This is a genomic window from Mangrovibacillus sp. Mu-81 (assembly GCF_036867415.1).
Lineage (GTDB): Bacteria > Bacillota > Bacilli > Bacillales > Bacillaceae_B > Rossellomorea.
Map to the genome: position 1 here is coordinate 376,287 of NZ_JBAJHU010000001.1, position 12,848 is coordinate 389,134.

Below are 12,848 nucleotides of genomic sequence, written 5' to 3' on the forward strand. Positions count from 1 at the left end.
TCCATTTTCATGCTTTTGAAGTAAATAGGGGGAATGTTTCCCTCTATTTACTCCATATTTCGTGTTAATTTCTCAATAAGAGGAATTTCTCCCTTTATTTTGGCAGTTTATTTTATGGAAATCGCTAACCAGTGCTGATCTTGGGATAAAAAATGCTTGGAGCACCTGTCTCCAAGCATTTTTCTATTCTGATTTTCTTGCCAAATGGCTTCTTAATTTTGGTGCGAATTACTATACGAAAAGCAATGTTCATTCATATTTTGTACTTCAAAACAGAACCCCTTAGTTGGTATGCACCTATTTAATAATTGAAAATGCTCAGGGTTTTATGAACTCTGAGCTAGTCATTTTTATAAAGGTGGACATCCCATACCCGTATATTGTACCAAATCACAGCTGCCCTGCAGCCTCATCAAGTATGACCTGATACAACCCATTCCAATCCCGATAATAATCCGCAACGTCACCCGGATGAATGAACATTCTCTCACCAGACTCATATTTCCCCATAAATTCATGCAATTGCTCAATATTCATCCGGTAAAAAACTTGATACCCTACTTTGGGGTAGGGCCCATCCTTATCCCAGACAGGGTTTTCGCTATGGTCAACGGTGATATGGCCCAATAGTGAAAGTCTTCCTGAAACATAGCCTTCTTCATAAGCCTCACGATTCAGGCAGTCTTCAGCAGTTTCCCCGTCTTCGATATGACCTCCCGGAAAGTCCCAGCCCCGATGATGTAAGTTCACCAATAATAATTGATCATCCCTGAAACAAAATCCATGAACACTTGTGATCCTGTCCCTTGGTGGGAGCTGCTTATCGGCCTTCCAGGTTAATTTCACCTTTGCTTCTCCCCAATGCACATAGGTTGCTGTCATGCGATATCTCTCCCTCTAGTCGAGTAAATTCTTTTCGAGAACGATCTTGTGCCGTCCCTTTTCGTCCGTGTACGTATCGATGACATCAAATCCGTTTTTGATATTCAGGATCAACATGCCCCGCCATTTGTTCATGGTTTTGGTCTGAACGACATGATAACCATGTTCTTTTAAATGACGATGCTGCATGTACAATAACTTCGATGCAATCCCGTACTTTCTATAATTCGAATCGACACCGCCAAGCCAGCTGTAAAACGTGGTGCGATCAAGTTCATACCCAATCTTATAGCCGATCACCTTCTCATCATGTGTCGCAGTAATGACCAACAGGTTGGGCTTACGACTCATTTTATTGGTCAGATTATCACTGCTTCCGAAAATATGTTTATGTAAGTCTATCATTCCCTCAAGCGTATCGGGGTCCGGGGTCGATCGAATAATCGTGTAATCTGCGTTCAATGGATCTCCTCCTTACCGTTCATCCTTTTTCTTAACAAAAATACGTATCTTGCATTAATGAAATACAACGTCCCGAAGAAAAACAAAACGGCAGACACCCAGCTCGCAACCGCTGAATAATGGCAATTCAATACATATTCATTGATTAAATTAACAACTACCATCAACGCCATCATATTTCACTGTATTCCCACCTTGTCGATCATTCTTTGTTCTAATAAACTGTATGAAACAACCAAACAACAAGAAAGATGCTTCCGATGCCCCAGGCTGTGATTCCTGTGATCCACCATACGATTGATTGTACATTTGGATTTTTCTTGGAGTCTATCTTTCTTTTAATAAAAATAAGCACAGTAAATCCGATTGAAAAGAACCCAACAGTCAACCAAAGTAAATAATTCATACCCGATCCGCCCTTCTTATCTTGAATTATTTATCCAATAGCAGAAGCAGATAACTGCCTGCACAGAGAAACATTGCCACTTGGGTGAGGATGTAAATGGAGAGTTCAATGGGGGTCAGTTTGCGTTCTTTCTTCGTTTTTTTGAAGTGGCGAAAATAAAAAAGTGAGCAGAGTAGAAGGATGACTGCAGTAAGTTGGAATGTGTTCTTTAATATACTGGTCAATGGAACATCTCCTTTCATATGTGTATTTTACCATAAGGTTCCAAATGATATGGAGTACGCTTCCACCTCTCCAACGAGATTATGATAAAATGATGCGAACATGAAAATTTAATGTAGTAGGTTGTGCTGGACAATGAACTTATTTGAAAAATTATATACGCTTATTATTTTCTTAGCCGTTGTGATTGGTTTAAGTATTGGACAAGTGGAACCTATCAGGGCAAATGCGGAAAGTTTTATTGTTCCTGTACTGGCAGCTATGCTCTATATCACTTTTTTACAAGTACCCATTGAGGAAATAAAGAAAGCCTTTCGAAATATCAAGTTTACCTGTACTTCGATTCTGATTAACTTTGTCTGGACACCTGTACTGGCATGGCTTCTGGCGATGGTCTTTCTGGGCGGCAATCCCTCTCTATATATAGGCTTTATCATGCTGATGGTCACACCATGCACGGACTGGTATCTGATCTTTACGGGTATTGCCAAAGGGAATGTTGCACTCTCGACAGCTATCTTGCCTCTGAATCTAATCTTACAGGTGCTTTTGCTCCCGGTTTATCTCCTCCTATTCGGTGGAACCACGGGCGTAATAGAGTTGGGCTTTTTATTGGAAAGTATCCTGGTTGTTTTGTTCATTCCTTTGATCCTCGCCGTTTTGACGAAATATTTAGTAAGGAACAAGCAGCAGCTGAGAGAAAACCTATTATCCAAGCTTTCTGCTTTGCCGATTATGTTCCTGAGTCTCGCAATCGTTGCCATGTTTGCGTCACAGGGCCAATTGCTGTTTGATCATCTAGCATTAATGTGGCAAATGACCATCCCGATCTTATTGTTTTTTACGATAAACTTCTTCGTCGGTCAAAAGGCGGGAAAGCTTATGAGGTTCCCGAACGCTGACATTACAAGCTTAAACTTGACTACGCTGGCAAGAAATTCGCCCATTGCCTTAGCGATTGCCATGACCGCATTTCCGGACCAGCCATTAATCGCATTAACCTTAGTCATAGGTCCGTTACTGGAACTGCCCATTTTGGGAATCATCTCGCAGCTTATATTATTTATTACTAAGAAAAAAAGTACATAGAAACGCAGAAGCATACATCAATGTTGTTATGGATGTGTGCTTTTTTAATCCCTCTTAGTACATTCATCATTAAAAACCAAGAAATAATGATTGAGGAAGAACGACTTATTTGAAATAATTGGATAAAAGAGAATTTCATTGTAAGGAGAATAGTATGCCTTCCGAAAAATTGAGTTCACTTGGAAATGAAATCAGGGAAATCGAGCTGAGGTTTAAACAGGAGATTGAGCCTTTCCGGTCGGAGCTGTGGGGATATTGTTATAAGTTAACGAGGTCTCCCTGGGATGCCGAGGACCTGGTTCAGGACACACTGCTGAAATCCTTGGGGATATTGGCGAAAGTATACCAGCCCGTTCATACGAAAGCCTACATATTCAGGGTTGCTACGAATCTATGGATTGATAAAAAAAGGAGGGACCGCAGCCGTGAGCAGCCGCTCAATGAGGAATTTCAGCAGGACGACGGTGCGTCCTTCAATTTGCAGCTGATTGACAACCTTGATTATCTTGTCGGCCATTTGACTCCGGTTCAATATGTGACGCTGATTCTAACGGATGCTTTTCAGTTTAAGGCGAAAGAGGCTGCCGGGATCATCGGAACATCCGAGAAAGCAGTGTATACAAATCTCAGCAGGGCGAGAAGGATCCTCAAGGATCTTGGTGAAGTCCAAGCCTCACCTGCGAAACGTGCTGCACCCCTTTATCCAAACGGACCATTAAAGACTTTGATTGAGGGGTTCCGGGCGAAAGACCCTGAACGAATTGCTTCTGTGCTGGGTGAAGAGGTTGTCGTGGACATCACCCATGCCGGATTGGAAATAGGACTGGAGGAAACGAAGAAAAATTCACTGAAAGACTGGAAGCAGATTGCAGATACACAGTATGAGATCGTGGCTGAATACAAAGAAGTGTGGGGGCGCCCTGTTGTGGTCGAATGGGAAAAGAAGGTTGACGGCCATTTGTATTTGAACAATATCCATTATGTTGAGACTTATGGGGAAGAAATCACGTATTGGAAGTTTTACTGTTTTTCCTGGGATCTGATGAAGCTTGCAGCCGATGAACTTGGTGTTAGACTGAATGCGGCTTATTTTTATCATATTTATTAATTTCTTCTGTAAGGTTTTTCGCGTTTCATTCGTTCTATTAAGTGAAGTGAAAAAACAGAGGAGTGTTTTACTATGAAAAGTCCAATCAATAACCAAATCAATACGGTGTTTGTCCATGTAAGCAATCTCAAGAAATCGGTTCGTTGGTATTCTGAATTATTGGGTCAGGAGTATGATTTAGATGCGGTGTCAGACCCTGTATATAATATCAAGATCAATCATCATACGGGATTGACCTTGGATTCGGGACTGGAAGGGGTGTCTAAAAAGGTGGATGCGCTGGAAAATCCCTTGTTCAATTTTCACACTGAGGATATTGATACGGCTTTTGCTTTTGTGGAGGAAATGGGATATGAGGCAGGTGAAGGCATCGTCCGGTTTGATGATTTTTCGTTTTTTACGGTAAGGGATCCGGATGGGAATGTGGTGATGATCTGTACGGGGTGAGAATTGCCGGGTCTGCTTTCCTGAAAGGCGAGTGAATGTGGAACATGGAGGATTACTGATTCTAACTCGAAGATTCCTAGGTAAAAACTAAAATATCTGTTGGGGCAAAAGGGTGTATAACAAGGCAAGAATGAATTTTTTTCACAGGAGGTATTTGTATGAACGACTTGATGAAGATGTTCTCAATGACAAAACCGATCATTCAGGCGCCGATGGCTGGCGGAGCGGTTACTCCAAAGCTTGCATCGGCTGTTTCGAATGTAGGGGGACTCGGCAGTCTGGCTTCTGGTTATCTGAAAAATGGGCAGCTGGAAGAACAGGTAATCGAGATGAAACAGCTGACTGACCGTGCTTTTCAGGTGAATCTTTTTGTTCCAAAAGAGGAAGAAGTCCCGTCAGAGGCACAGGTTCAACACTGGAAAGAAATCATACCTCAAGCTGAGGAAGCACGGCCGTTTACGCCGGTTGAGGATGAGTGGAAGGATTTTTATCAAAAAGTCGAACTGCTGGTGAAGCATCGTGTGAAAGCTTGTTCGTTTACGTTTAATCTGCCTCCTGAAGACGCGGTTAACAAGCTGAGGGATGCCGGCTGTTTGTTACTTGGGACGGCATGTTCAGTAGAAGAAGCCGTGATGATGGAAGAACGGGGGATGGATGCAGTGATTCTGCAAGGGATGGAAGCTGGAGGTCACCGGGGAGCCTTTTTGCCATCATCCGCGGCTGTCGGGGTAATGTCACTGATTCCACAGACGGTCGACAGGCTGCGTGTTCCAGTGATTGCGGCAGGCGGAATAACGGATATAAGAGGTGTGAAGGCATCACTTGCACTCGGAGCACAAAGCGTTCAGATTGGCACAGCGTTTTTAGTCTGCGAAGAAAGCCGGGCACATCCGTTGCATAAGCAGCAAATCTTTCATGCTTCCGCAACGGACACAAGGCTGACGAAAGTCTTTTCAGGAAAAGAAGCACGCGGAATTGTGAATGCATGGATGAAGGAAAATGAAAAGCGCGAACAGGAAGTCCTTCCTTATCCATATCTCAATACATTGACGAAGCCGATGCGGCAGGATGCTGCGAGACGGAACGATCCTTCCCGTATGTCGTTATGGGCTGGGCAGGGGGTTGGTTCGTTGAAGGAAGAGATGAGTGTAGAAGAGATGCTGGAGCAGCTTTGGTGAAGGGAGAATGGCTGAGAGGAGAGGAATATGCTCTTCTCTTTTTTTTGGCGGCATTGTGCCTGCCATTTATGTATATCAATTGAGGAATAAACTTAAGGTGAATATTTGGATAGTTAAACAGCAATAAGACAGCGTGCCCCCTGCGACGGAACCGTTTACCCCGAACCTCTAGTGTACACAGACCCCATTTAAATAAGCAAAAATATGATTTTAATAGGAGAATGGCCATATCATAAAGAAAGGTATCATATAAAGGAGGGGAAAGTTTGGGAGAATTACATTCTATTAGAGGGAAAGAGATTTACGTTGAAAGACAGGGAGATCCTTCATCACCACCGTTAGTTTATTTACATGGAGGTCCTGGTTCCAGTTGCTATGACTTTATGAGTGTTCAGGGGGAAAGGTTAAGAGAATCTTTGTATTTAATTGGGATGGATCAGCGTGGAGTGCTGCGATCAGAAATGCTTGATGAGGACGAGAAGTTAAGTCCGGATGATATAGTTGAAGATGCGGAGGAACTCCGGAGGATGCTTGGCATTTCTTCCTGGTCTGTTTTAGGACATTCGTTTGGTGGTTTTTTAGCCGCTTTATATGCTTCAAAGTATCCACAGTCCATCGACAGGCTGATTTTTGAAAGCCCGGGCTTTGACTTCCATCTAACTTTAAATTCGTTATTAAAACAAGCTTCAGTGATTTTTGAAAGTAAGAATCAATCTCAGGAAGCTGAAAAAACCAGGGAACAAGTACAATCTAACTTAGAAACTCCCAGATTAATGGAGGTTTGGCTTGAAACTGGAGGTAAATTAGGAAAAGATAGAGAAAGTTTATACTTTTACGGGCCGCAAAAAGATTTCTTTGAAACATTATTCAGCAAGGCACCGGTAGAAATTCAGAACCGGCTGCAGCAAACCCAGTCTCATTTTACTAAGTTACATGAAGAACAAACGATGTATAAATCCGTATTGAACGATTTAACAGAGCTGCCACATCCCTCTTTAATCATCACCAGCAATCATGACTTTGTATTTTGTGAGAAACAACATGAGTTTGTTAGAGATAAAGTCGGGAATGCCAAAATTATTACCTTTAATCAAAGCGGCCATTTTCCAAGGATAGAAGAGCCGGTGAAATATGCCCGTGTGGTTAAGGAATTTTTACTTAAATAATGTAACCTTGGACCAAGAAACACTGACAAACGAGTTAAAAGCCCGTCCCGGCGTGTGTTAGCATTGCCGGGACGGGCATTTTTTTACAGCGGAGGCAGATCCAATTTCCCTTCCTGGAACAGCTCTTTCACCATATGTTTCGTATAGCCGAATACCTGGGAGAATTGGAGGTTTCCTGGCATCGGTGCTTCGTCGGCGTCGACGACGACATCGACAATGCATGGTTTGTTCTGCATGACGGCTTTTTGCAGAGAAGGGAGAAGGTCTTCCGGCCGCTCGACCCGGTATCCCACGCCGCCGCAGGCATCTGCGTATTTGGCGAAGTCCGGATTGTGGAGGTTTGTGCCGAATTCTGCATTTCCCATCACTTCTTGCTCGAATTTGATCATGGCGATTTTATGGTTGTTGAGCACAACGACGACCATCGGCAATTCATACTTAACCGCAGTCACGAAATCGGCCATCATCATCCCAAATCCCCCATCACCGCAGATGGCGAGGACCTGCCTGTGAGGATAGGCGATTTTTCCTGCGATTGCCCCTGGAAGGCCGCATCCGAGTGTCGCCAGCCAGCTGGAAATGACGAACGACTGGTTTGTCATAAGGAAATGCCTGGCCACCCACACGGTCACGTTCCCGACGTCGACCGACAAGACCGCATCATCTGAAGTTACCTGCTGAAGCGCACGGATGACCCGCTGCGGTTTGATCGGAACGGATTCGTCCGCTTCCTGCTTCTCGAGTTTTTCCCACCACTTGTTCATCCGTTCTTGATTTTTTTCTAAAAATGTCCGGTCTTCCTTCCTTGAAATCTGGTCCGTGAGCCATGAAAGGGTCGCTCCGGCATCTCCGGCGAGTCCGACATCAACCGGAAGCCGCTTCCCGATTTGAGTCGGGTCGATATCGATCTGGATAGTCTTCGCCTCTTCCGGAAGGAATCCCGTGAACGGGAAAGAGGTCCCGATCAACATGAGAAGATCTGCTTCCTGCATCGCTTCATAGGAAGGCTTTGTTCCAATCAGCCCGAGTCCGCCGAGACAGTAGGGATGTTTGTCAGGAATGAGGCCTTTCCCCGGCAGTGTCAACACGACGGGAGCGCCCGTTTTTTCGGCAAAGGCCAACAGGATGTCCCGTTTTCCCTGCATGCCATTCCCTGCAAGGATGACCGGTCTTTCAGACTGTTCGATCAGCTCCTTTGCCTTATGAAGATCTTCCTTCAGCGGGGCAACCTCCTGTTTGACGGTAAAATTAGTCGTGATCCTTGCTTCTTTCCCGACTTCAAAGCGGGGGATGTCATCCGGGATCGTCAAAACGGCTACCCCTTTTTTGGCATAAGCGGTCCGGATCGCCTGGTTGACGACAGCCGGAAGCTGTTCGGCTGACATGATGCGCTGATTGTAAACAGCGACATCGTCGAACAGGCGGTCGAGGTTCACTTCCTGGAAGTAATCGGTCCCCATCAGGTCCGATTCGACCTGGCCTGTGATTGCAAGGACCGGGGCTTTATCGAGTTTGGCGTCATATAATCCGTTCAACAGATGGATGGCACCCGGCCCGGCGATGGCGGTGCAGACGCCGAGTTTTCCGGTCAATTTTGCATAGGCTGCAGCGGCCAGTGCCCCGGCTTCCTCATGCCGGACTTGAATGAATTTAATCTTGTCTTTCGCTTTTCGCAACGGCTCAATGATGGAATTGATCGAGTCGCCCGGCATCCCGTAGATATGGTCGACACCCCATTCAATCAGCTGTTCAATTAATTTTTCACCGGCTGTTTGTTTAAACATTACGTTCACCTCTTCATAGTTGGATAGGCATAGTGTGGTACTTTTCGGTAAAATTTACTCACTCATTGATATGGGCGATACGCAGGTATGGGATTTAATGTTAAACTCAGCATAAAACGAAATATTTCAGCATATATCGGAAAAAGTCAGCATAAAGTCTAATTTTTCAGCATAAAATCAAATAAGTCAGCATATTTTTTGAAAGTCAGCGTATATACTAATGAACCTATTTAGCCTTTTTCGTATAACAGGATTCGGTGCCGGCCACGCAGGGATTTTCATTTTCTGATAAATATAGTATGATAAATATGGAAAACATACAGGTGATGGAGTTCACCTTTAACCGCCGGAAGGCTAATGACTCCTGTCAGTGCTCTGTTACTGGCAGGGGTCTTTTTTATTGGTGGTAAAATATGTATATTGGAAGGTTTGGAGGAATCATAATGAAACCAATTATACTGGTCGGTCTTGCGGGTGCACTTGGTGCGATGCTCCGCTACTGGGTCGGCTATGCATTCTTTGATGAAAGCGGCGTGTTTCCTTTTGCAACGCTTACGGTGAACCTGATCGGAAGCTTTGTTCTTGCCCTTTTTACAACTGGATTGGTGAGGAGGTTCTCGATTCCGGGTGATCTGAAGACGGCGATCGGGACGGGTTTCGTCGGGTCGTTTACGACGTTTTCCACGTTAAGTGTCGAAACGGTGACGCTGTTTGAGAATGGCCATGTCTTATTGGGTGCCATATATGTTTCAGTGAGCATCCTAGGAGGACTGGTGATGAGCCGGATCGGATTTCGCGTTCAGAAAGGGGAGGCGGCGAGATGAGTATCTTAACGTTCTTACTTGTCGCAATCGGCGGTTTCTTCGGGGCGATCGCCCGGTATTCAGCGAGTCAATATTTCAACAAAAGCCATTCTTTCCGTCTGCCGGTGGCCACGTTGTTGGTGAATATTCTAGGTTCGTTCCTATTGGGGCTGTTGATCGGAAAAGGGACAGGTGAAGTATGGAGCCTGCTTCTCGGGACAGGGTTCCTTGGATCGTTCACCACATTTTCCACATTCAAGCTTGAGGGAATCCAGCTTCATGTGGACAGAAGAAGAACAGATTTCATCCTCTACAACGTCATATGCTACGGCGGCGGGATTTTGCTTGCGTTTTTTGGATATAAGATTGGGCATTTGTTTGCGTAAGCGGGTTGGGGGCAGGTTCCTTGACCCGTTTTTTTATAGGGACCTTGAAGCAGAGCATATGGTAAAATTAGTATGATATAAGAAATAGGAACATTTCGTCAACGATGAAGGTGGGGGGATATCCAAATGTTTGAAGAATTTAATTTTGATTCAATATTACAAGAACGAAGTGATGCAGTCTCTTTGGTTGTGATGATGTGCGGGGTCGCTGGTTCCGGTAAAACCACCTTTTCACAACTGCTGGAAAAGGAAGGTTTCATACGACTTTCGATTGATGAAGAAATATGGGCGACGAGAGGGCGTTACGGAGTGGATTTCCCCATCGAGAAAATAGAGGAGTACAAGAAAGAGGCCGAAGAAACATTACGCAGCCGCCTGTTAAACTTAATCCGTCAAAAACAAAATGTGGTCATTGACTTCAGCTTCTGGGATCGTGCGAGGAGAGATCGTTATAAAAAACTCATAGAAAATTCGGGCGGTAAGTGGCGGCTCATTTATTTGAAGGTTCACCCAGATGATTTGCGCGACCGGCTCACACTGCGAAATCAACGGTTTGATGCCAACTCTTTTCCCATTTCAGAAGGATTATTGACTTCATACCTTGAAGGTTTTCAAATTCCAGAAGGAGAAGGGGAAATCGTTCTGGAAAATTAGAGCGGCGGGAATCCGTCGTTTTAAAGAATTCTATTGAAATCCCATTTCCCATATGTTACCTTTATCTAAATTCAGAGGTGAGTAATGATGGTTAACGCTATACCTAGATCATTTTTACAATTACATCATCATAACGAGTAACCTTGCTATCCGATTTTTAAGAAATCGCAAATAGGAAGGTTATTACTAATGAACCGCATTTGATTAAGTTTTCACTTACATCAGGTGCGGTTTTTTATTTTACAAAAAAAGGAGAGAGAAACATGAAAAAGATGGATTATCAGAACGTAAAAGGGACACAGGATTATTTACCGGAAGCGGAATCGGTGAGGCGGAAAATCAGGCGCACGCTTGAGGATGTGTTCATTCAATATGGCTGCAAGCCGCTTGAGACGCCAATCTTGAATTACACGGATCTGCTCTCTTCAAAGTACGGCGGAGGAGCAGAGATCCTTGAGGAGATGTACACACTTTCTGACAGAGGCGGGAGGGATCTGGCACTCCGTTATGACCTGACGATCCCGTTTGCAAAAGTGGCCGCGATGAATCCGGGGCTCAAGATGCCTTTCAAACGTTATGAAATAGGCAAGGTGTTCAGGGACGGACCGATCAAGGCAGGGCGGTTCCGCGAATTCACCCAGTGTGATGTGGATATCGTCGGGATTGATTCACAGCTGGCGGAAGCAGAGTTGATGGGGATGGCACTTGAGGCCTTCAAAAGGCTCGGACTGAACATCGTGATTCAATACAACAACCGGAAGCTGTTGACAGGGATGCTTGATGTATTCGGCGTCCCGTCTGAAAGGATTAATAAAGCAGTATTGACCCTGGATAAACTGGAAAAAGTGGGGATCAAAGCTGTTATCGCAGAATTAAGTGAACTGGAGATTTCAGAAGCATCACAGCGTTCCATCAAAGGATTTCTGACGGATGAATACAATAGGGAACTCGATTATTTCGAGCCTTACTCCCGTCAAAATGAACAGGTGAAAAAAGGACTTGAGGAAATGCAGGAGCTGATATCTATCATCAATTATCTGGGCAATGACGGACAGTGTATCTTCAATCCGTTTCTGGCAAGAGGATTGGAAATCTATACAGGAACCATTTATGAACTGTTCTTAACGGACGGTTCGATCAAATCTAGCATCGGCAGCGGAGGAAGATATGACAATGCCATCGGCGGACTGCTCGGGACGAATGAAACCTTCTCGACTGTCGGCATCTCTTTCGGACTGGACGTAATCTATGCTGCTGTCAGCGGGAAAAAGACCTCCTCCAAATCCGGGCTGGACTACTATGTGATTCCGATGGGCATGGGCAAGGAAGCATTGGGGCTTGCGAATGAACTGAGAGCAGAGGGTTACAAAGTGGAATGCGACATGAGCGGCAAAAAACCGGGGAAACTCCTCGATAAAGCAAACAAAGAAGGGGTGAGGAACGTCATTTTTATTGGAGAGGATGAGGTGAAGGAGAACCGGTATAAGGTGAAGGATATGGTGACGGGTGAGGAAGAAGCTTTTTCCTATAAGTTTGCATCGGTTCCTAAAGGTTGAAAATAAGATTTTTAAACCAATCAGACAAACTTTTTTAAAAAAACCGCCCCCAGCCAGCAGCGAAGGGTCTCTACTATCAAGATTATTAATATATTTATATTTATTCTATCGGTTTACGGTTTAACCCCACTTTCATGTTAATTGCGCTGGAATACGAGAAATTGCGCCACATTCCCGATAATTGCGCCACATGTCGAATTTCCTTTACGTCTGGATGCAGCCGAAAGCCGGAAACACTCACAAGTTCAGGAAGTGCCCCAATTGATATGGGTCAAGGAACCTGTCTCTTGACCCGCATTACAGTTTGGTGGAGTAGAGTAAAACTTGTATTGTGGGAATGATGATGATCAGGCATGGCATAAAAGTCAGGAAGATGGACAACGGCTCGGAAAAAGGATCCAGGAAAATGGAGATGACCCCGACGATCAGCAAAGGGATGGACCAGATGATGAATCGTTTGGCCCCGAACTTGTTGATTTTGTACCACAATTCATCAGAATAGAATGATTTGCCGATCCTCATTCCATAAAAGTGGTTCATCTTTATTTTTCCCATTAAAAGAGGGATATTCAATCCAATGAATAACATAGCGAAAGCGATATTTGTCAGGGCAGGACCCAGGTTTTCCATTGTCGTCACTCCTTTGATTATCTATTTAAATTCGCTCAATATTAGACTCGGCATGGAATACATGCCATTTACAAC

15 protein-coding genes and 1 riboswitch are annotated in these 12,848 nt (G+C 44.4%); of the genes, 9 read left to right on the top strand and 6 right to left on the bottom strand.

The window, feature by feature from the left end; genetic code table 11:
* Positions 1-390: 390 nt before the first annotated feature.
* The 4 genes from V6B33_RS01865 to V6B33_RS01880 form a co-directional block, all read right to left on the bottom strand.
* Complete coding sequence (locus V6B33_RS01865; RefSeq protein ID WP_334216037.1) at positions 391-882, bottom strand: NUDIX hydrolase; 492 nt, start codon at positions 880-882, stop codon at positions 391-393.
* 15 nt (positions 883-897) lie between these two features.
* A complete protein-coding gene (locus V6B33_RS01870; protein ID WP_442915434.1) occupies positions 898-1,344 on the bottom strand; it encodes a GNAT family N-acetyltransferase in 447 nt (148 codons plus the stop codon).
* A gap of 214 nt (positions 1,345-1,558) precedes the next feature.
* Complete coding sequence (locus V6B33_RS01875) at positions 1,559-1,750, bottom strand: hypothetical protein (RefSeq protein WP_334216038.1); 192 nt, start codon at positions 1,748-1,750, stop codon at positions 1,559-1,561.
* Between the two features lie 26 nt (positions 1,751-1,776).
* Complete coding sequence (locus V6B33_RS01880; protein WP_334216039.1) at positions 1,777-1,974, bottom strand: hypothetical protein; 198 nt, start codon at positions 1,972-1,974, stop codon at positions 1,777-1,779.
* A gap of 133 nt (positions 1,975-2,107) precedes the next feature.
* Here V6B33_RS01880 and V6B33_RS01885 point away from each other — a divergent pair, with 133 nt between their 5' ends.
* The 5 genes from V6B33_RS01885 to V6B33_RS01905 all read left to right on the top strand — a co-directional run bounded on the left by V6B33_RS01885 (position 2,108) and on the right by V6B33_RS01905 (position 6,960).
* A complete protein-coding gene (locus V6B33_RS01885) occupies positions 2,108-3,061 on the top strand; it encodes an arsenic resistance protein (RefSeq protein WP_334216040.1) in 954 nt (317 codons plus the stop codon).
* Between the two features lie 154 nt (positions 3,062-3,215).
* The gene (locus V6B33_RS01890; RefSeq protein WP_334216041.1) at positions 3,216-4,169 is read left to right on the top strand and encodes an RNA polymerase sigma factor; all 954 of its coding nucleotides are present in this window, start codon (positions 3,216-3,218) and stop codon (positions 4,167-4,169) included.
* 72 nt (positions 4,170-4,241) lie between these two features.
* Positions 4,242-4,616, top strand: a complete 375-nt coding sequence (locus V6B33_RS01895; protein WP_334216042.1) for a VOC family protein — start codon at positions 4,242-4,244, stop codon at positions 4,614-4,616.
* Positions 4,617-4,774: 158 nt separating this feature from the next.
* Positions 4,775-5,794: a nitronate monooxygenase gene (locus tag V6B33_RS01900; RefSeq protein ID WP_334216043.1), complete on the top strand. Its 1,020-nt coding sequence runs from the start codon at positions 4,775-4,777 to the stop codon at positions 5,792-5,794.
* Between the two features lie 266 nt (positions 5,795-6,060).
* Positions 6,061-6,960, top strand: a complete 900-nt coding sequence (locus V6B33_RS01905) for an alpha/beta fold hydrolase (protein ID WP_334216044.1) — start codon at positions 6,061-6,063, stop codon at positions 6,958-6,960.
* Positions 6,961-7,043: 83 nt separating this feature from the next.
* Here V6B33_RS01905 and V6B33_RS01910 read toward each other — a convergent pair whose 3' ends face one another.
* Positions 7,044-8,744 (bottom strand): pyruvate oxidase, encoded by a 1,701-nt coding sequence (locus V6B33_RS01910; RefSeq protein WP_334216045.1) that lies wholly within the window; start codon positions 8,742-8,744, stop codon positions 7,044-7,046.
* Positions 8,745-9,057: 313 nt separating this feature from the next.
* A riboswitch (Fluoride riboswitch) is annotated at positions 9,058-9,118 on the top strand.
* Between the two features lie 69 nt (positions 9,119-9,187).
* Between V6B33_RS01910 and crcB (V6B33_RS01915) the strand changes: the two genes are divergently transcribed.
* The 4 genes from crcB (V6B33_RS01915) (at position 9,188) to V6B33_RS01930 (ending at position 12,143) form a co-directional block, all read left to right on the top strand.
* Complete coding sequence (gene crcB / locus V6B33_RS01915; RefSeq protein WP_334216046.1) at positions 9,188-9,568, top strand: fluoride efflux transporter CrcB; 381 nt, start codon at positions 9,188-9,190, stop codon at positions 9,566-9,568.
* Positions 9,565-9,933: a fluoride efflux transporter CrcB gene (gene crcB, locus V6B33_RS01920; RefSeq protein WP_442915435.1), complete on the top strand. Its 369-nt coding sequence runs from the start codon at positions 9,565-9,567 to the stop codon at positions 9,931-9,933. The genes crcB (V6B33_RS01915) and crcB (V6B33_RS01920) overlap by 4 nt, the downstream gene beginning before the upstream one ends.
* A gap of 126 nt (positions 9,934-10,059) precedes the next feature.
* Positions 10,060-10,587 (top strand): AAA family ATPase, encoded by a 528-nt coding sequence (locus V6B33_RS01925; RefSeq protein WP_334216047.1) that lies wholly within the window; start codon positions 10,060-10,062, stop codon positions 10,585-10,587.
* A gap of 263 nt (positions 10,588-10,850) precedes the next feature.
* The gene (locus tag V6B33_RS01930) at positions 10,851-12,143 is read left to right on the top strand and encodes a histidine--tRNA ligase (RefSeq protein WP_334216048.1); all 1,293 of its coding nucleotides are present in this window, start codon (positions 10,851-10,853) and stop codon (positions 12,141-12,143) included.
* Between the two features lie 297 nt (positions 12,144-12,440).
* On the opposite strand, the gene V6B33_RS01935 is transcribed toward V6B33_RS01930, so the two are convergent.
* Entirely contained in the window at positions 12,441-12,773 is a 333-nt protein-coding gene (locus V6B33_RS01935) for an SdpI family protein (protein ID WP_334216049.1), read from the bottom strand.
* Between the last annotated feature and the right edge of the window lie 75 nt (positions 12,774-12,848).

What these genes read in the sequence shown, in the direction of transcription:
- V6B33_RS01890 (WP_334216041.1), top strand. Translation starts at nt 3,216, where the DNA reads ATGCCTTCCGAAAAATTGAGTTCACTTGGAAATGAAATCAGGGAAATC.
- V6B33_RS01910 (WP_334216045.1), bottom strand. Translation starts at nt 8,744, where the DNA reads ATGTTTAAACAAACAGCCGGTGAAAAATTAATTGAACAGCTGATTGAA.
- V6B33_RS01895 (WP_334216042.1), top strand. Translation starts at nt 4,242, where the DNA reads ATGAAAAGTCCAATCAATAACCAAATCAATACGGTGTTTGTCCATGTA.
- V6B33_RS01900 (WP_334216043.1), top strand. Translation starts at nt 4,775, where the DNA reads ATGAACGACTTGATGAAGATGTTCTCAATGACAAAACCGATCATTCAG.
- V6B33_RS01930 (WP_334216048.1), top strand. Translation starts at nt 10,851, where the DNA reads ATGAAAAAGATGGATTATCAGAACGTAAAAGGGACACAGGATTATTTA.
- crcB (WP_334216046.1), top strand. Translation starts at nt 9,188, where the DNA reads ATGAAACCAATTATACTGGTCGGTCTTGCGGGTGCACTTGGTGCGATG.
- V6B33_RS01865 (WP_334216037.1), bottom strand. Translation starts at nt 882, where the DNA reads ATGACAGCAACCTATGTGCATTGGGGAGAAGCAAAGGTGAAATTAACC.
- crcB (WP_442915435.1), top strand. Translation starts at nt 9,565, where the DNA reads ATGAGTATCTTAACGTTCTTACTTGTCGCAATCGGCGGTTTCTTCGGG.
- V6B33_RS01875 (WP_334216038.1), bottom strand. Translation starts at nt 1,750, where the DNA reads ATGAATTATTTACTTTGGTTGACTGTTGGGTTCTTTTCAATCGGATTT.
- V6B33_RS01935 (WP_334216049.1), bottom strand. Translation starts at nt 12,773, where the DNA reads ATGGAAAACCTGGGTCCTGCCCTGACAAATATCGCTTTCGCTATGTTA.
- V6B33_RS01885 (WP_334216040.1), top strand. Translation starts at nt 2,108, where the DNA reads ATGAACTTATTTGAAAAATTATATACGCTTATTATTTTCTTAGCCGTT.
- V6B33_RS01925 (WP_334216047.1), top strand. Translation starts at nt 10,060, where the DNA reads ATGTTTGAAGAATTTAATTTTGATTCAATATTACAAGAACGAAGTGAT.